General features: G+C 71.8%; 17 protein-coding genes and 2 tRNA genes. 5 read left to right on the top strand and 14 right to left on the bottom strand.

All coding sequences use genetic code 11. The annotated features are described in order from the left end of the window. Window positions 1-44 precede the first annotated feature (44 nt). The 4 genes from IFT79_RS07620 (at window position 45) to IFT79_RS07605 (ending at window position 3697) form a co-directional block, all read left to right on the top strand. The gene (locus tag IFT79_RS07620) at window positions 45-965 is read left to right on the top strand and encodes an acyltransferase domain-containing protein (RefSeq protein WP_192123512.1); all 921 of its coding nucleotides are present in this window, start codon (window positions 45-47) and stop codon (window positions 963-965) included. Next, a complete protein-coding gene (locus IFT79_RS07615) occupies window positions 962-1972 on the top strand; it encodes a beta-ketoacyl-ACP synthase III (RefSeq protein ID WP_192123510.1) in 1011 nt (336 codons plus the stop codon). Before IFT79_RS07620 ends, IFT79_RS07615 begins: the two co-directional genes overlap by 4 nt. A gap of 81 nt (window positions 1973-2053) precedes the next feature. Further along, window positions 2054-2302, top strand: a complete 249-nt coding sequence (locus IFT79_RS07610; protein ID WP_043592609.1) for an acyl carrier protein — start codon at window positions 2054-2056, stop codon at window positions 2300-2302. 156 nt (window positions 2303-2458) lie between these two features. Continuing rightward, entirely contained in the window at window positions 2459-3697 is a 1239-nt protein-coding gene (locus tag IFT79_RS07605; RefSeq protein WP_173150928.1) for a beta-ketoacyl-[acyl-carrier-protein] synthase family protein, read from the top strand. Window positions 3698-3802: 105 nt separating this feature from the next. On the opposite strand, the gene IFT79_RS07600 is transcribed toward IFT79_RS07605, so the two are convergent. The 9 genes from IFT79_RS07600 to IFT79_RS07560 all read right to left on the bottom strand — a co-directional run bounded on the left by IFT79_RS07600 (window position 3803) and on the right by IFT79_RS07560 (window position 12233). Beyond that, window positions 3803-4306 (bottom strand): DUF3145 domain-containing protein, encoded by a 504-nt coding sequence (locus IFT79_RS07600; protein ID WP_056045587.1) that lies wholly within the window; start codon window positions 4304-4306, stop codon window positions 3803-3805. Between the two features lie 196 nt (window positions 4307-4502). Then, a complete protein-coding gene (locus IFT79_RS07595) occupies window positions 4503-6164 on the bottom strand; it encodes a bifunctional 3'-5' exonuclease/DNA polymerase (RefSeq protein ID WP_446718855.1) in 1662 nt (553 codons plus the stop codon). A 42-nt stretch (window positions 6165-6206) separates the two neighbouring features. Then, the gene (locus tag IFT79_RS07590; RefSeq protein WP_192123508.1) at window positions 6207-7067 is read right to left on the bottom strand and encodes a DUF1684 domain-containing protein; all 861 of its coding nucleotides are present in this window, start codon (window positions 7065-7067) and stop codon (window positions 6207-6209) included. 105 nt (window positions 7068-7172) lie between these two features. Beyond that, window positions 7173-7814, bottom strand: coding sequence for an FMN reductase (locus tag IFT79_RS07585; RefSeq protein WP_192123506.1), 642 nt, complete (start codon window positions 7812-7814; stop codon window positions 7173-7175). A 19-nt stretch (window positions 7815-7833) separates the two neighbouring features. Further along, a complete protein-coding gene (locus IFT79_RS07580; RefSeq protein ID WP_192123504.1) occupies window positions 7834-8970 on the bottom strand; it encodes an LLM class flavin-dependent oxidoreductase in 1137 nt (378 codons plus the stop codon). 384 nt (window positions 8971-9354) lie between these two features. Then, window positions 9355-9696, bottom strand: a complete 342-nt coding sequence (locus IFT79_RS07575; RefSeq protein ID WP_148053615.1) for a hypothetical protein — start codon at window positions 9694-9696, stop codon at window positions 9355-9357. 115 nt (window positions 9697-9811) lie between these two features. After that, a tRNA-Ile gene (locus IFT79_RS07570) sits at window positions 9812-9885 on the bottom strand. 57 nt (window positions 9886-9942) lie between these two features. Beyond that, complete coding sequence (locus IFT79_RS07565) at window positions 9943-11226, bottom strand: glycosyltransferase (RefSeq protein WP_342211792.1); 1284 nt, start codon at window positions 11224-11226, stop codon at window positions 9943-9945. Window positions 11227-11318: 92 nt separating this feature from the next. Next, window positions 11319-12233: a DMT family transporter gene (locus tag IFT79_RS07560; protein WP_192123502.1), complete on the bottom strand. Its 915-nt coding sequence runs from the start codon at window positions 12231-12233 to the stop codon at window positions 11319-11321. 41 nt (window positions 12234-12274) lie between these two features. On the opposite strand from IFT79_RS07560, the gene def reads away from it, so the two are divergent. After that, window positions 12275-12841, top strand: coding sequence for a peptide deformylase (gene def, locus IFT79_RS07555; protein WP_192123500.1), 567 nt, complete (start codon window positions 12275-12277; stop codon window positions 12839-12841). A 171-nt stretch (window positions 12842-13012) separates the two neighbouring features. Here def and IFT79_RS07550 read toward each other — a convergent pair. From IFT79_RS07550 to IFT79_RS07530, 5 genes are all read right to left on the bottom strand, one after another. After that, a tRNA-Asn gene (locus IFT79_RS07550) sits at window positions 13013-13085 on the bottom strand. Between the two features lie 114 nt (window positions 13086-13199). Next, window positions 13200-14255, bottom strand: a complete 1056-nt coding sequence (locus IFT79_RS07545) for an NAD(P)-dependent oxidoreductase (protein ID WP_192123499.1) — start codon at window positions 14253-14255, stop codon at window positions 13200-13202. Continuing rightward, complete coding sequence (locus IFT79_RS07540; protein WP_157485310.1) at window positions 14252-15151, bottom strand: ATP-binding cassette domain-containing protein; 900 nt, start codon at window positions 15149-15151, stop codon at window positions 14252-14254. The genes IFT79_RS07545 and IFT79_RS07540 overlap by 4 nt, the downstream gene beginning before the upstream one ends. A gap of 2 nt (window positions 15152-15153) precedes the next feature. Then, entirely contained in the window at window positions 15154-16896 is a 1743-nt protein-coding gene (locus IFT79_RS07535) for a dipeptide ABC transporter ATP-binding protein (protein ID WP_082460242.1), read from the bottom strand. Continuing rightward, complete coding sequence (locus tag IFT79_RS07530) at window positions 16893-17906, bottom strand: ABC transporter permease (RefSeq protein ID WP_056045614.1); 1014 nt, start codon at window positions 17904-17906, stop codon at window positions 16893-16895. The genes IFT79_RS07535 and IFT79_RS07530 overlap by 4 nt, the downstream gene beginning before the upstream one ends. Window position 17907: the final 1 nt, after the last annotated feature.

Raw genomic sequence — 17907 nt, 5'->3', positions numbered from 1 at the left:
AGTTGCTACACCGCAGACCCTCGACTCATTGGCATGATGGTCCAGTGATCGTTGTCGTAGCGCCCGGTCAGGGCTCCCAAACTCCCGGTTTCCTCGACCCCTGGCTGGCCGACCCCGACCAGCGTGAGCTGCTGACGTCGCTCTCCGACGCGGCCGGCCTCGATCTCGTCGCCCATGGCACCACGTCCGACGCCGACACGATCCGCGACACCGCCGTGGCCCAGCCCCTCATCGTCGCGGCCGGCATCCTGACCGCCCGTGCCCTCTTCCGTCGCGTCGAGCGCTCCGCCGTCGCCGGCGTCGCGGGCCACTCGGTCGGCGAGTTCACCGCCGCGGCCGTCAGCGGCGTGCTGAGCGACGTCGACGCCGTCACGCTCGTCGCCGAGCGGGGCCGGGCCATGGCCGACGCCGCCGCACTCGTCGAGACCGGCATGAGCGCCGTGCTCGGCGGTGACGAAGCCGAACTGCTCGCCCGTCTCGACGCGCTCGGGCTCTTCCCCGCCAACTACAACGGTGGCGGCCAGATCGTCGTCGCCGGCGAGACCGCCGCCCTCGCCGAGCTGGCGGCCGACCCGCCGGCCAAGAGCCGCGTCGTGCCCCTCCAGGTCGCCGGCGCCTTCCACACGCGGTACATGCAACCCGCCGTCGAGCGCCTCCGCGCCGCCGCCGCCTCGGTCACGGCCGCCGACCCCTCGACGACGCTCTGGACCAACCACGACGGCAGCACCGTCGACTCGGGCCCGCGCTTCGTCGAGCTGCTCGTCGGCCAGGTGTCGTCTCCCGTCCGTTGGGATGCGACCATGCGGTCGTTCGCCGACGCCGGTGTGACGGGCATCGTCGAACTCGCCCCGGCCGGAGCCTTGACCGGCCTGGCCAAGCGTGCGCTGAGGGGTGTCCCCTCGGTCGCCGTCAAGACACCCGACGACCTGCAGGCCGCCGTCGACCTCATCGAGGGAGCAGCATGACCACCCCCCAGCTCAACCAGACCACCGGTGCGCAGTTCACCCGGATCTACGCACTCGGCGCCGCCCGCGGTGAGAACGTGGTCCCGAACGCCGACATCATCGAACCGATCAACTCCAGCGACGAGTGGATCCAGCAGCGCACCGGTGTGATCACCCGCCGACGGGCAGGCAAGGACGTCAAGGTCGTCGACCTCGCCGAGACCGCCGCCAACGAGGCCATCGCCAAGTCGGGCATCCGCCCCGACCAGATCGGCGCCGTCCTCGTGTCGACCATCGGTGCCGGCGTCGTGACCCCGTCCGTCGCCTCGCTGCTCGCCGAGCGCGTCGGTGCCAACCCGGCCGCCGCCTACGACATCTCGGCCGCCTGCGCCGGCTTCACGTACGGCATCGCGCAGGCCGACTCGTTCGTCAAGTCGGGCCTCGCCGAGTACGTCCTCGTCGTGGGTGCCGAGAAGCTCAGCGACGTCATCGACCCGACCGACCGCACGATCTCGTTCCTGCTCGCCGACGGAGCGGGTGCGGCCGTCGTCGGCCCGTCCGACACCGCGGGCATCGGCCCGACGGTCTGGGGCTCGGACGGCTCGAAGTGGGACGCCATCGGCATGACCAACACCATGACCGAGTACCGCGAGGGCGCCGGTGAGATCCCCTGGCCGACCCTCCGCCAAGAAGGTCAGACGGTCTTCCGCTGGGCCGTCTGGGAGATGGCCAAGGTCGCGAAGGAGGCCCTCGAACGCGCCGGCGTGACCGCCGAGCAGCTGTCGGCCTTCGTGCCCCACCAGGCCAACATGCGCATCATCGACGAGTTCGCGAAGCAGCTCGGCCTGCCCGAGTCCGTCGTGATCGGTCGCGACATCGCGACCACCGGCAACACCTCGGCCGCCAGCATCCCGCTCGCGACCCACCGACTGCTCGACGAACACCCCGAACTCAGTGGCGGTCTCGCGCTGCAGATCGGTTTCGGTGCCGGACTCGTGTTCGGTGCCCAGGTGGTCGTGCTGCCCTAGCGCGCCGCTGCCCGCCCGACCGCGGGGCGCTGTATAGGCTTTACCCCGGTCACAACGACACCCCCTCAAGGAGACAACACCATGGCACTGTCCACCGAAGAAGTCCTCGCCGGCCTCGCCGAGCTCGTCAACGACGAGACCGGGATCGCCACCGACACCGTCGAGATGGACAAGTCGTTCACCGACGACCTCGACATCGACTCGATCTCCATGATGACCATCGTCGTCAACGCCGAAGAGAAGTTCGACGTCAAGATCCCCGACGAAGAGGTCAAGAACCTCAAGACCGTCGGCGACGCCGTCACGTACATCCACAAGGCGCAGAACTAAGACGTCGGCTGCCCGGTCGCCGTCACGGCGACCGGGCCCCGCCGCTGTGCCCTCGACGCCGTCGACCCCACGCCACCAGCCTCGGCTGCAGCCCGGGTCACGGCGTCGTCGTACATCGGCACAGCCCACCGACCGGCCCTCCCAGAAGGAACGTCAATGACCAAGAAGATCGTCGTCACCGGCCTCGGCGCCACGAGCCCGCTCGGTGGCACCGCCACCGAGAGCTGGCAGAACCTGCTCGCCGGCCAGTCGGGCATCACCACGCTCGAACAGGACTGGGTCGCCAAGTACGAGCTGCCCGTCACCTTCGCCGGCCAGGCACGCACCCCCTCGGCCGACGTGCTCGACCGCCGCGAGATCAAGCGCCTCGACCCGTCGAGCCAGTTCGCGCTCACCGCGGCCCGCGAGGCCTGGGCCGACGCCGGCTCGCCCGAGGTCGTCCCCGAACGCTTCATCGTCGACTGGGCCACCGGGATCGGCGGTGTCTGGACGCTGCTCGACGGGTGGGACACCCTGCGCGAGAAGGGCCCGCGACGCGTCCTGCCGATGACCGTCCCCATGCTCATGCCGAACGGTCCCGCCGCCGCCATCTCGATGAACCTGGGTGCGCGCGCCGGAGCCCGCACGGTCGTGTCGGCCTGCGCCTCCAGCACCGAGTCGATCGCCATGGCCTACGAGCACCTGCAGTCCGGCCTCGCCGACATCGCCGTCGCCGGCGGTTCCGAGGCGGCCATCCACCCGATGCCCCTGGCCTCCTTCGCGGCCATGCAGGCCCTCTCGAAGCGCAACGACGACCCCGCCACCGCCTCGCGTCCCTACGACGTCACGCGCGACGGCTTCGTCCTCGCCGAAGGAGGCGCGGCGCTCGTCCTCGAGACCGAGGAGCACGCCCTGGCCCGCGGGGCCCGCATCTACGCCGAGCTCATCGGTGGTGCGGTCACCAGCGACTCGTACCACATCACCGCTCCCGACCCCGAGGGCACCGGCGCCGCCCGGGCCGTCATCGCGACGCTCGAGAACGCGGGGGTCGACCGCGACCAGGTCGTCCACGTCAACGCCCACGCGACGAGCACCCCGGTCGGCGACATCGCCGAGTACCACGCCATCAAGCGCGTCTTCGGCGACCACACCTCGAAGCTGATCGTCTCGGCGACCAAGGCGGCCACGGGCCACCTGCTCGGCGGCGCGGGCGGCATCGAGGCGCTGTTCACGGTCAAGGCGCTGCACGAGCGCGTGGCACCGCAGACGATCAACGTCACGCAGATGGACGACGAGATCGACATGGACGTCGTCGTCGGAGAACCGCGCCCCCTGCCCGAGGGCGAGATCGTGGCCATCAGCAACTCGTTCGGCTTCGGCGGCCACAACGCCGTCGTCGGGTTCCGCTCGGTCTGACCGAGGCGACCGACGCAGGAGGCGCGGGTGGCGTGATCACGCCACCCGCGCCTCCTGCGTCGTCACCCGGTGCGCCCGGGACGCCCCTCCCCGGGCAGGGGCGGGTCAGCTGACCTTGTGCAGCCAGACGACGGGGTTGCCTTCGCCGCTGTAGCGGAACGGTTCGAGTTCGTCGTCCCAGGCCTGGCCGAGGGCGAGACGCAGCTCGCGGTGCAGCTCGAGGGTGTTCGACCCCGCGATCTCCATCGCGTAGCGGATGCGGTCCTCGGGGATGACCGTGTTGCCGGCGGTGTCGGTCTGGGCGAAGAACACGCCCAGGTCGGGAGAGTGCATCCAGCGCCCCCCGTCGTGGGTCTCGCCGGGGTCTTCGGTCACCTCGTAGCGGAGGTGCTCCCAGCCCCGCAGAGCAGAGGCGATGCGCGCGCCGGAACCCTCGTCACCCTGCCACGAGAACTCGGTGCGCTGGGCGCCGGGCAGCACGGGTTGGTCGACCCAGGCGAAGTTCACGCCGTGCCCGAGGGCACGACCGACGGCCCACTCGACATGTGGGCACAGTGCACGAGGGGACGAGTGCACGTAGAGCACTCCCCGAGCGGTTGCAGCAGCCACGATTCCTCCATCTGGTTCAGGTGCGACTTCCCCATCGACCTGTCAGACGTGACTCGTGTGCGTTCTTCGATTGTGCGGGCCGGGACCCGGTGATGCGCGGGACGGTGCCCGTTCTGTGAATTATGACCGACCCGCCTGAGAAATCACAACTGTGTAACACCTGCGAATGGTGCGGCGTCTCGCACGGCCTGTCGGCTCACTTGGCCTGCGAGTAGTCGTCCACGACCGCGACCGTGACCGGGAAGGCCACCGGGGCGTCGCCGAAGAGCAGCCGGCCGGCCTCGACCGCGCTGTCGGCGACCATCGCGGCGACCTCGTCGGCCGCGGCCGCGGGGGCGTGCACCACCACCTCGTCGTGCAGGAAGAACACGAAGTGGGGTGCCGGGACGCCGGTCCCCCAGCGCGCGTGCAGACGACGGCGCAGGGCACCCATCCAGCAGAGGGCCCACTCCGCGGCGGTGCCCTGCACGACGAAGTTGCGCGTGAACCGACCCCACGAGCGTGCGTCGCGATCGGCCGGCCGCACGCCCATCTCGGGAGGCAGGGCGCCCGCCCCGGCGCCCCCGGAGGCGTCCGGGTCGTCGGACGGCCGCGGTGAACTGCGGCCGAGCAGGGTGTCGACGACTCCCCCGGCCTCGCCCGTGCGCGCCGCCGTCTCGACGAGCGCCATGGCGTCGGGGAACCGCCGCGCCAGGCGGGGCACGAGACGACCGCTCTCGCCCTGGGTCGCGCCGTACATCGCGCCGAGCATCGCGACCTTGGCCTCGGCCCGCGTGGCGACGGCTCCGCTGGCGACGATGCCCTCGTACAGGTCGCCCGACCCGGCCCGGGCCATCGAGCGGTCGCCGGACAGGCCGGTCAGGATGCGCGGCTCGAGTTGCGAGGCGTCGGCGACCACGAGCTTCCAGCCCGGGTCGGCCACGACGGCCCCGCGGACCGCCCGGGGAAGCTGCAGCGCGCCTCCTCCGCTCGTGGCCCACCGGCCGGTCACGACGCCGCCCGGCACGTAGTCGGGGCGGAAGCGCCCGCCGTGCACCCAGGCGTCGAGCCAGGCCCAGCCGTTGGCGACGAGCAGGCGCTGCATCTTCTTGTAGCGGAGCAGCGGCTCGATGGCGGGGTGCTCGTGCCGTTGCAGTTCCCACTGCCGCGTCGACTGCACGAGCACGCCCGCCCGGTTCAGGGCCCTGATCAGTTCGGCGGGCGAGTCGGGGTTGAGATCGGGCGCGTCGAGCGCCTGCCGCACCTCGTCGAGGGCGTCGCGCATGCGGGCCGGTCGCTCCGCCGGGGCGGGCCTCGGCCCGAGGGCGGCGGTCAGCAGTTCGTCGTGCACCCGGGGAGACCACGGGATGCCCCGGTGGCGCATCTCGGCCGCGATCAACGCACCGGTGGACTCGGCGGCGACGAGCAGCTCGAGTCGACCCCGGGCAGGCGACGCCTCGACCGCCTCGCGCTGGGCGAGGAACTCGGCCGCCGGGTCGGGCAGCGACTCGGGGAGGACCTCGAAGAGTCCGTCGGACTCGCCCGGCGACGCCTGGGCGACGTCCCACGGCCCGGGAGCCGCACCTCCGAGGGGGAAGGCCGGCGCCGCCGTCGACCGTCGCAGGATCGCGTGCACGAGCCGGAGGTCGACGCAGCGCGCCAGCGTGACCCCCGCGTCGAGGAGGCGCGGGTACCACCGCGGGGTGTCGTCCCAGACCCAGCGGGGCGAGGCCTCGCGCTCGAGGCCGGCCACGCGCGCCGGCAGGTCGGCCGCGGGGATGGTCTCCACGCCGACCGCTTCGAGCAACCCCGACGTGCCACGCTCGTACCGCGTCAGCTCGACGTCACCGTCGGGCAGTCGACGCAGCAGGAAGAACACCGCCTGATCATCCCACCCCGCGCCGACGCCGCCGGCCCGTTCTCAGTGCAGCGGCTGCCCGGCGGCGTCGAGGACGTTTTTCTCGCCCGCCTCGATCGGCGACGCGAACCGGTTCTGGGCCGGCGGGATCGGGCAGTTGAAGGCGTACGAGAAGGCGCAGGGCGGCAGGACGGCCCGGTTGAAGTCGAGCGTGATGGTGCCGTCGCCGTTCGGCACCGGGAAGAGGAACCGCCCGACCGAGTACGTGCTGTCGCCGTTGGTCGCGTCGCCGAAGACGAGCTGCAACCGGTCGCCGTCACCCGACGGGAACGCCGCGAGCTCGTGGTCGACCCCGTCGCGGGTGAAGCGGATGAGCCCGGGCAACGGCTTGGGCCGACTGAGCTCGAGGTCCGCCTGGTGACGGATGTCGACCTGGGTGTCGGGCGCGGTCGGCACGAAGTCGGCCGTGACGACCCAGTCCGGGTCGAACGGGAAGGCGTCGATCGATCCGAAGCCCGTCACGGCGTCCGACGCGGAGTCCCAGACGCGCAGGGCGTACCCGGTGTGGTCGTCGTTCGCGATCACCGTGCCGGTCGTGGTCTCCGAGAACCGGAGGCTGCTCGGGACCATCGCGTCGTCACCCGCCACGACGACGGTGCCGTCGACCAGGTCGCCGTCCACGTGGATGCCGTCCGCGGCGGCGGCCGTCAACGCCAATCCCGACACGCCCTGAGGGGTCGGCGCCCAGCGGCCCGGCACGCCCCAGACGATCTGCTCGTGGTCGACCCACTGCGTGCCGGTCAGGGCGAGCGGACCCTGCGGCGACACCGCGCGGGTGCGGCGCAGGACGTGGAAGCGGTCGAGCTCGGCCTGCGCGGCCGCGTGCTCGGACGGGCGGGTGGTGTCGGCGGTGCTGTCGGTCATCGGTCCTCCTGGGGTCTGACGAGGGGCAACGCCGGGGAGGCGCGGTTCATGCCCCGACGGACGGGACGTGGTCGGGACCGGCACCGCGCCTCCTCGTCCGACGTCTCAGCCCTGCAGGTCGTCGCCGCCCACGGCGAGGCGCCGGAGCTGCTCGTCGAACGGGACGACCGCGGCGAACGGGTCGTCGAGCGCGCCCTCGTGCCGCGCCACGCGCTCGGCGAACTCCCCCGCGGCGCGCGTGACCCGCTCGGGCAGCGTCGTGGAGGTGCCGTCGCCCTCGCCCCAGTCCTCGGACGCCGCGAACACGGAGGTGGGCACGACGACGGCCTGGAGGTAGGCGAACAGGGGTCGCACCGCGTACTCGAGGGCCAACGAGTGGCGGGCCGTGCCGCCGGTCGCCCCGATCAGCACGGGCGTGCCCGTCAGCGCCTTGTGGTCCATCACGTCGACGAACGACTTGAACAGGCCGCTGTACGAGGACGAGAAGACGGGCGTGACCGCGATCACGCCGTCGGCGCTCGTCACCTTCTCGAGCGCCTCGGCGAGGGCGGGAGGCGCGAAGCCGGTCAGCATCGCGTCCGTCACCTCGTGCGCGAGGTCGCGCAGCTCGACGACCTCGACCTCGACGAACGAGCCACGGCCGACGAGGTCACGCGTGGTGGCCTCCACCAGCCGGTCGGCCAACAGACGGGTGGAGGACGGCTGGCCCAGCCCCGCGGACAGGGCGATGATCCTCTTGGTGCTCATGGCGCGCCTCCTCCGTGTCTCAGCGGGCGGACGACGCGGTGAGCGCGTCGTGCGCGGTGGGTGTGGCCGTGGACCGCGACGCCCGGGCCGCGGCCTCGACGAGCGAGGCGTGCGTGGGGGCGTCGGGCACGTCGGCCGGACGGTTCGCGGCGAACTCGCGACGGAGGACCGGCACGACCTCGCTGCCGAGGATGTCGAGCTGCTCGAGGACCGTCTTCAGGGGCAGGCCGGCGTGGTCCATGAGGAAGAGCTGGCGCTGGTAGTCGCCGACGTAGTCGCGGAAGCCGAGGGTGCGGTCGATGACCTCCTGGGGGCTGCCGACGGTGAGCGGGGTCTGGCTCGTGAAGTCCTCCAACGAGGGGCCGTGGCCGTAGACCGGGGCGTTGTCGAAGTAGGGACGGAAGGTGCGCTTGGCGTCCTGCGAGTTCTTCGCCAGGAAGACCTGACCGCCGAGACCGACGATCGCCTGGTCGGCACGCCCGTGCCCGTGGTGCTCGAAGCGGCTGCGGTAGAGCTCGACCATCTGCTTCGTGTGCGAGGCGGGCCAGAAGATGTGGTTGGCGAAGAAGCCGTCGCCGTAGTAGGCGGCCTGCTCGGCGATCTCGGGGCTGCGGATCGACCCGTGCCAGACGAAGGGCGCGACGCCGTCGAGGGGACGCGGGGTCGCCGTGAAGCCCTGCAGCGGCGTGCGGAAGTGGCCCTTCCAGTCGACGACGTCCTCGCGCCAGAGGCGGTGCAACAGGGCGTAGTTCTCGATCGCCAGGTTGATGCCCTGGCGGATGTCCTTGCCGAACCAGGGGTAGACCGGGCCCGTGTTGCCGCGACCGAGCGTGAGGTCGACCCGGCCACCGGCGAGGTGCTGGAGCATCGCGAAGTCCTCGGCGATCTTGACCGGGTCGTTCGTCGTGATGAGCGTCGTCGCCGTGCTGAGCACGATGCGCTCGGTCTGCGCGGCGATGTAGGCGAGGAGGGTCGTCGGGCTCGAGTTCACGAAGGGCGGGTTGTGGTGCTCGCCTGCGGCGTAGACGTCGAGGCCGACCTCTTCGGCCTTCTTCGCGATGGTGACCATCGCCTGGAGGCGCTCGCCCTCGGTCGGGGTGGCACCGGTCGTGGGGTCGGTCGTGATGTCGCCGACGCTGAAGATTCCGAACTGCATTGCTCCACCTTAGAACATCTGCATGCGTTTGCATGCACTTCGGTGAACCTCGGGGTGGGGCGTGGCATTCCCGGGGCGTGCGACGGCCGTCGGGAACGCGCAGCGGACGACCTGGCCTCGACCTCGACCTCCGTGCGCGACGTGGGACGTGGGACGTGCGACGTGTCGGCAACTCCGGACTCGTGCTCCACCCCGAACGCCCGGGCCCGGAAACACGGGGCCCGCGCCGACCGACGCAGCAGGGGGCAGGAGTTGCCGACCACGCGGCGGGGTGGCCGAAGTCACCACCGCGAGAAGTCATGCAGGAAGCGCGGCACACGCCGTAGCGGGCGGTGCGGAGGGGGTGGGGGGCGCCGGGGCGGGGTGAGGCGGTACGGCGGCGGGTCAGGCGAGGGGGGCGAGGCGCAGCCAGCGCTCCGCGACCTGGGCCTGCGAGACGGGCCCGTCGCCGTCGCGGTCGATCTGGGGCGAGTCGAACTCGACCCACCAGGTGCGGGCCGAGCCGCCGATGGCCGACACCCCCTGCCAGGCGCTGCCCCCGGCCCGGACCACGATGCCCGTCGGGCCGTACGGGAACGGCGTAGAAGGGTCCTCGTCCGAGTCGAGGACGTACACCTGGGCCCCCACGCCCATGCGCGCCGGGCCGGATCGCCCGGCGTCGTCGGAGGAGGCGCCGCCCCAGGCGTCGGGGTCGGGCTCCGGCTGTCGGGGCCGCTTGGTGAACATGGACGACATCGTGCCACGCACGACGGACGCCGGGCGACGACGCGGCCGCGCTCACAGCAGGCGCGGAGGCCGCGAACCGACCGGAACCGGGGCAGGCGCCACCGGACACCACGAGTAGGGCGGACGGGACTTGAACCCGTGACCGATCGATTATGAGTCGACTGCTCTAACCGGCTGAGCTACCGCCCCTCGCGTCGGCCCACCGGTGCGAGCCGTGGCCGGCCGGGGCGGTGCCGCGGTCGACCGTCAGTGCGCGCGGTCGGACGCCGCGTCGGTGGAGGGGACCACCGGCTGACCACGATACAGGCTCTCGAACACGCTGAGCGTTCGCTCGATGTCGTGCCCCTCGATCATCTTCAGGCTGGCCCGGCGCATCGCGAGGTACTCGTCGTCGGGGGCGGTCAACACGGTCGTGAGCTTGTCGGCGAGGTCGCGGCTGTCGCCCGGGCGGAAGAGGTAGCCGTTCTGGCCCTCGTCGACCAGGTGCGGCAGGGCCATGGCGTCGGCCACGACGATGGGCAGCCCCGACGCCATCGCCTCGAGGCTGGCGATGCTCTGGAGTTCGGCGATCGACGGCATGGCGAAGACCGTCGACTCGGTCAGCGTGCGTCGCAACTCGTCGTCGGACAGGTACCCGGCGAAGGTGACGACGTCGGCGAGGCCGAGGTCGCGGCTGGTCGTCTGGAGCTGCTTGAAGAGGTCTCCGCCGCCCACGATCGTGAGCGTCGCGCCGAGGGTCGGGTCGAGCAGGGTCATCGCCTTGAGCAGCACGTCGATCTGCTTCTCGGCCGTGACCCGGCCGACGAACACGATGCGGTTCTCGGCCGGACGGGTGTCGAGGGCGGTGTAGTGCCCGGCCTCGATCCCGCAGGAGACGGCGAGCACGCCCGTGACCGCGACCGACTTCTCGAGGAACGTGGCCGCCTTCTGCGTGGGGGTCGTGATCGCCGCGGCCTTGTGGAACGTCTTGCTCGCGTCGTTCCAGGCCATCTGGGTCGCCTTGGCGCGCAGCCCCTTGGGCAGACCGGTGTGCTCGAGCAGGTTCTCGGGCATGAAGTGGTTCGTGGCGACGATCCGCACGCCCCGGCGTTCGGCGACCTGCGCGACGCCCCGGCCCATCACGATGTGCGACTGGATGTGGACGACGTCGGGGTGGATCTCGTCGAAGATCGCCTCGGCGTGCTCCTGCACGCGCCACGGGGTGGCGAAGCGCAGCCAGTCGTGCAGCGGCCACCGCGTCGAGTACAGCCGGTGGACGGTCAACGTCACGCCGCCGTGCTGCTCGAGGAAGGTGCCGTGGTGCCGGCTGGCCGCAGGCACCATGAGGTGCACGTCGTGGCCGCGCTGGGCGAGCCCCACGGCGAGCCGCTCCGTGAAGTTGGCGGCGCCGTTGACGTCGGGCGGGAAGGTGTCGCCCGCGATCAGGACGGTCAGACGGTCGGACGGCCCCGAGGAGGCGCGGGTCGCGACGTCAGCCGACGTCGCGTCGTCGGGTCGGCCGGGTTCCGAGGGCGTCGGGGCAGGTGTCACGGGTCGTGGCGTCCTTCTCGTGCTCGGTGGGGTGTGCGGCGCATCGTGCCCGGACGATCGTCGACCGGCGGGCGAGACGACCCCACGCTAGCTCAGGCTCGGGTCTGGGGATGGTATTTGGCGAGTTGGAACACGCCGTAGACCGCGATGGCGGCCGCGACGACGAAGAAGACGCCGGCGATCGCGGGGGCGTTCTGCGCCTCGCCCAGGACGACGATGCCGATGCCGACCGCGATGAGCGGATCGACGACCGTGAGACCGGCGATGACGAGGTCGGGTGGGCCGGACGAGTAGGCGTTCTGCACGAAGTACCCGCCGAGCAGTCCGGCCGCGAGCAGGAACACGATGCACACGATCGTCAACCAGTCGAAGTTGCCCGCGAAGACCCGGTTGAGGACGACCTTGGCGAGGGTGGCGACGAAGCCGTAGAGCACGCCCGCGGCGATGATGTAGAACAGGGCGCTGCGACGGCGACGCAACAGGGCGAAGGCGACGCCCAGCACGGAGCCGACGACGGCGAGGACGACGAGCACGGTGACGAGCTGCCGGGTGGTGATCTCGGGCTCGATGGCGGTGAAGGCCGCCACGGTGACGAAGAGCCCGACGCCGCCGACGCAGAAGAGGATGGCGCGCTTGGCGCGCCGGTCGAGTCGTCGACCCGTCGAACGGGAGTTGAGGACCGCCGTGATGACGAGGGCGACCGCCCCGAGCGGCTGCACCACGAGGAGCGGGGCGATGCGCAGACTGGTCAGCTGGAAGAGGATCGCGAGGCCGAGCATCAGCGTGCCCAGCACCCACGAGGGGCGGCCCACGAGGGCGAGCACCTGGCGGACGTTCATGCCGCTCTTCGCCGCACCGATCCGTCGCTCGACCTTGGCGACGCCCTGGTGCTGGAGCTGGGCGCCGATCGAGAGGAACACCGCGCCGATCAGCGCGATCGGGATGCCGAGCGCCTGGTAGGGGGTCAGGGATACCTGCTGGGTGAGCTCCCCGATGTCCGTCGTCACGGCGTCCACGGTAGTGCCGTGGCGCTGGATAGTCTGGACGAATGGCCGTTCGACCCATTTCCATCACGGGTGACCCCGTGCTCCACTCCCCCGCCTCCGAGGTGACCGTCGTCGACGACGACCTGCGCACCCTCGTCGCCGACATGTTCGAGACGATGGACGCCGCCCCGGGCGTCGGTCTGGCGGGCCCACAGGTGGGCGTCGGCAAGCGGCTGTTCGTCTACTCGTGGACCGACGACGACGGCGAGCTGTGGCGCGGCGTGGCCATCAACCCGACGCTCTGGCAGAGTCCGCTCTCGATCGAGCCACTCGACGACGACTCCGAGTCCGAGGGCTGCCTCTCGGTGCCCGGCGAGAGGTTCCCGTTGCGGCGTGCCGACGGCGTCGTGCTGCGGGCCACCGACCTCGAGGGCGACGCGGTCGAGATCGAGGCCTGGGGCTGGCTCGCCCGCGTCTTCCAGCACGAGTACGACCACCTCGACGGCATCCTGTACGCGGACCGGCTCGAGCATCCCTTCCACAAGGCGGCTGCGAAGGCGGTCCGCAAGAAGGGCTGGGGACAACCGGGCAGCACCTGGCTGCCGGGCGTCGACCACCTCGAGGACTGACGGCCGGCCCCGACCGACCCCGAGACCGAGGAGGCGCGTCCTGCGAACCGCAGGACGCGCCTCCTTCTCGTTCGGGCACGGAACGGAACGTAACGTAACGGAACGGCGAGAGAGGCCCAGGACGGACCGGGCAAGAGAAAAGGCCCAGAGGGTGGAGCCTCTGGGCCTTCGCTCCCCGAGTTGGACTCGAACCAACAACCTGCCGGTTAACAGCCGGCTGCTCTGCCAATTGAGCTATCGAGGAATGGCAACCGCCCCGGACTTTCGTCCGTGACAGCGGAGACAACACTAGCAAAGATCTGAGCCCCCGAGGGACCACGCCGACGACGCGGCGCGTCGCACGGCTCCGAGCGCCGCGTCAGTACCCGTCGTGCGGGTCGACCACGCCGACGAACTCCCCGTCGCCGAGGAAGGCCCGCACGTTGAGCCGGATGCGCTCGGCCAGCAGCGGGGCCGTCATCTCGGGGGTGTCCGCCTGGTGCGGCGTGACGACGACACGCGGCTCGCCGAAGAGCGGGTGCCGGTCCGGGAGCGGCTCGGGCGTGGTGACGTCGACCCCCGCGCCCCAGAGTCGCTCCGCCCTGACCGCCTCGACGAGGGCGTCCGTGTCGACCAGGCTGCCCCGCGCGACGTTGACGAGCACGGCCGTCGCCGACAGCAGGGCGAGCCGACGCGCGTCGAGGAGGCCTGCCGTGCCGGGCGTCGCGGCGGCGGCGAGGACGAGGACGTCGGCCTCGGGCAACACCTCGTCGAGTCGCTCGACGGGGACGGTCCGGTCGGCCCCGGGCACGGGTTCGCTCGACCGGCGCACGATCGTCACCCGGACGTCGAACGGGGCCAGGAGGCGCATCAGCTCGATCGCGATGCCCCCCGCCCCGACGATGACGACGTGCCGTCCGTAGAGCGACCGGCCCTGTTGTTCGGTGGCCCAGGAGGTGGCGCGCACGCGCTGGGGAACGACCCTCAGCAGCGACAGCACGAGCATGAGGGCGTGCTCGGCGACGGGTTCGGCGAACGCCCCCTTGGCGCTCGTCCAGAGCGGCAGCGCGCGGTCGGCACGGGCCGCGATGACCTCGGAGAAGGCGTCGACCCCGGCGTAGGGCAGCTGGACCCACTCGATGCCCGGGTTCTCGTCCAGCGCGCGGGCCAGGCCGTCGGGGTCGCGGTACGAGAGCCAGACCAGGCCACGGGTCTCCGGGCCCAGGGGGACGACGTCCGCTCCCCCGGCCCGCACGGCGTCGACGAAGACCGGGGTGGGGCGGGGGGCCACCGAGACGGCGCCCGGGGTCGGGCGTCGCCCCGGGGCGAGGACGGGGCCCGCGGTGACGACCGCGCGGTGGCCGCGCGCGCCTCCCGGGCTCGTCGCCCGGGCCGCATCCGAGACGGTCGAGCCCGTGGCCGGCTCGGCGGTCACGAGGGCCGGTCTCCGCGGAGGCCGGCGTCGGGGTCGAGCGGTCGCCCGGCCTCGCGCTCCTCCGGGCGGATGATGTCGATCGGGGTCGTCTGCGAGAGCACCTTGACGTAGGGGTCGATGCCGGTCCGGAGGACCTCGTCGATGTCGCCCAGTCCGACCAGACGGCCACCGCGCATGACGGCGACGCGGTCGGTGATCGCTCGCGCCTCGGCCACCGAGGAGGTGACGACGAGCGCCGAGAACTGACGCCCCTCGTGCAGGTTCCCGATGACGTCGAGGACGGCCTGGCGGACGAGCACGTCCACCCCCCGGGCGGGCTCGTCGGCGATCAGCAACGGGGGCTCGAGGACGAGGCTGCGGGCCAGGGCGACGCGTTGTCGCTGACCGGAACTGAGCTCCCAGGTCTGCTTGAGCATGGTGCCGAGCGGCAGGTGCACGCCGTCGACGAGCGTCGCGACGATGCGCCCGGCCTCGGTGCGGTCGAACTTGCGGTCGCGCTGGTAGATCGGCTCGGCGATGGCCTCGCCGACGGTCAGGTCGGGACTCAGCCGCTCGCCGTCGTCCTGCGCCAGGTAGCCGACCATGGCCGAGAGCCGGTCCCGGCGCCGGCCCGAGAGCTTGCCGACGTCCTGGCCGAAGACCCGTGCGGTCCCACCCACCAGACGCGGGCGCCCCTCGTCGACGCGGCCCGTGCCGGTCAGTCCGGCGAGGGCCATCGCAAGCGTCGACTTGCCCGAACCGCTCTCGCCGAGCACGGCGACGATCTCGCCCGGCTCGACCCGCAGGGTGACCCCGTCGACGGCACGCACGGCCGGATGGCCCGCCCGGGCGGGGTAGAGCAGCGACAGGTCGTCGGTGACGACCGGCTGGTCGAGGTCGAGCTCGCGACCCGGCACCGTCAGGCCGCCCCGACGGTGTCGGTTCCGCGCTCCGGGTCGCCCGCCGCCCGGCGGTCGAGTTCGGCCAACCGCTCGCGGCGGGACGCCTGCTCGATCGGATCGGGCACCGGCAGCGACGCCAGCAGGCGCTGCGTGTAGGGATGCTCGGGCGCGCCGAGGACCTGGTCGTTCGGTCCGCTCTCGATCAGGTCGCCGTGGAACAGCACGCCGATCCGGTCGGCCAGCATGTTGACGACCGCGAGGTCGTGGCTGATGAACAGGGCGGCGAAGCCCAGCTGCGACTGCAACTCGGTGAACAGCTCGAGCACCCGGGCCTGCACGGAGACGTCCAACGCGCTGGTGGGCTCGTCCGCGATCAACAGCGTCGGGTCGAGGGCGAGCGACCGGGCGAGGCTCGCCCGCTGACGCTGTCCGCCGCTGAGCTCGTGGGGGTACCGGTCGGCGAACGACTTGGGCAGCTGGACCGCCTCGAGGAGTTCGTCGACGCGCGGACGGGCGGCCCGGGCGTCCTTCGCACGACCGTGCACGATGAGTGGCTCGGCCACGCACTCGGCGATCGTCAGCAACGGGTTGAAGCTCGACGCGGGGTCCTGGAAGACGAAGCCGATGTCGGCGCGCTTCGGCTTGAAGTCACGCTCGTGCACCCCGTTCATCTCGATGCCCAGCACCTCGAGCGACCCCCCGGTGACCTTCGTCAGCCCGGCGATGGCCCGTCCGATCGTCGTCTTGCCCGAACCGCTCTCGCCGACGAGGCCGAGGACCTCGCCGCGGGCGATGGTGAAGTCGACGCCCTTGACGGCCCGGAAGCCGCCGCGGCCGAGGCGACCGGGGTACTCGATCTCGAGACCCCGGGCACGTACGACGACCTCGCTGTCGGCGGGCTGCTCCTGCTGCGTGTGGCCGCGGGCCTCGAGCTTCGGCACCGAGCCGAGCAGGCGCTTCGTGTAGTCGTCCTGCGGGTTCGCGAACAGCTCGACGGCCGGGGCCTGCTCGACGACCTTGCCGAGGTACATGACGGCGACGCGGTCGGCGAGGTCGGCGACGACGCCCATGTTGTGCGTGATCAGCACGATGGCCGTGCCGAACTCGTCCCGGCAGCGGCGCAACAGGTCGAGGATCTCGGCCTGCACGGTCACGTCGAGGGCCGTGGTCGGCTCGTCCGCGACGATCACCGACGGGTCGAGCACGAGCGCCATCGCGATGACCACGCGCTGCTTCTGCCCGCCCGAGAACTGGTGCGGGTAGTAGTCGACGCGGGTCTCGGGGTCGGGGATGCCCACGCGACGCAGGATGTCGATCGCCTTGACCCGCGCCTCCTTGCGTCCGACCTTGCCGTGGGCCCGCAGGCCCTCGGCGATCTGCCAGCCCACCGTGTAGACGGGGTTGAGCGCGGTCGACGGCTCCTGGAAGACCATGGCGACGTCGGTGCCGCGGAGCTCGCGGACCTTCTTCGGGCCGACCTCGAGGACGTTCTGCCCCGAGAGCAGCACGGCACCGGTGGCGACCGCGGTCTCGGGCAAGAGGCCGAGGATCGTCTTCGCCGTGACGGTCTTGCCGCTCCCCGACTCGCCGACGATCGCCAGCACCTCGCCGGCGCGGACGTCGAGCGTCACGCCCTGGACGGCCGCGACGTCGCCGCCGTCGGTCGCGAAGGTCACCTCGAGGTCGGTGATGCCGACGGCGACGGGGCGCTCGTCGCGCGGCGTCGCGGGTCGGCCGGTCGTGGTCGTGTCGGCGGTCATGCGGTCACCTCGTCGTGGGTCGTGGTCGGGGCCTGCTCGGTGCGTCGGGTGCCCTTGGTCTTGCGCTTCGCGCGACGGCGGGTCCGGAGGCGCGGGTCGGCCAGGTCGTTCAGGCTCTCGCCCATCAGCGTGATGCCGAGCACCATCAGCACGATCGCCGCACCGGGGAAGACGCCGGTCCACCAGATGCCGCTGGCGGTGTCGGAGAGGGCGCGGTTCAGGTCGTACCCCCACTCGGCCGCCGCGGTCGGGCCGATGCCGAACCCCAGGAAGCCGAGGGCCGCCAGGGTCAGGATCGCCTCGGACGCGTTGAGCGTGAGGATCAGGGGCAGGCTCCGCGTGGCGTTGCGGAGCACGTGCTTGAACATGATGCGGCCCGTGCTGCTGCCGTTGACCTTGGCCGACTCGACGAACGCCTCGGCCTTGAGCCTCGTGGCCTCGGCGCGGACGACGCGGAAGTACTGCGGGACGTACACCACGGTGATCGAGATGCCCGCCGAGACGATGCCGCCCCAGAGGCTCGACTGGCCCCCGCTGATGACGATCGAGACGACGATGGCGAGCAGCAGCGAGGGGAACGCGTAGACCGCGTCGGCGACGACGACGAGCACGCGGTCGAGCCACCCGCCGAGGTAGCCCGAGATCAGGCCGAGCGTCACGCCGATCGTGATCGACAGCACCACGGCCACGATGACGACGGCCACGGCGGTCCGGGTGCCCCACATGACGCGGCTGAACACGTCGTAGCCGCCGACAGTCGTCCCCCAGAGGTGTTCGGCCGACGGTGGCGCCTGGCGCGGGAAGGCCTCGGTGGCACCGCGCAGCTGGCCGAAGCCGTAGGGCGCGATGAGGGGGGCGAAGATCGCCAGCAGCACGAACACGGCGACGATGACGACGCCGGTCAGCAGCATGCCGCGCTGCAGCCCCACCGAACGGCGGATCTGGGCGACGACGGGGAGGCGCTTGTAGAGGGGTTCGCGGCGGTCGGCCGCGACGGTCGAATCGGTCATG

It is taken from the genome of Frigoribacterium sp. CFBP 8759, assembly GCF_014841655.1.
Taxonomy (GTDB): domain Bacteria; phylum Actinomycetota; class Actinomycetes; order Actinomycetales; family Microbacteriaceae; genus Frigoribacterium.
The sequence above is the reverse complement of the archived record's forward strand: the minus strand, read 5'-3'. Positions and strand labels throughout refer to the sequence as shown.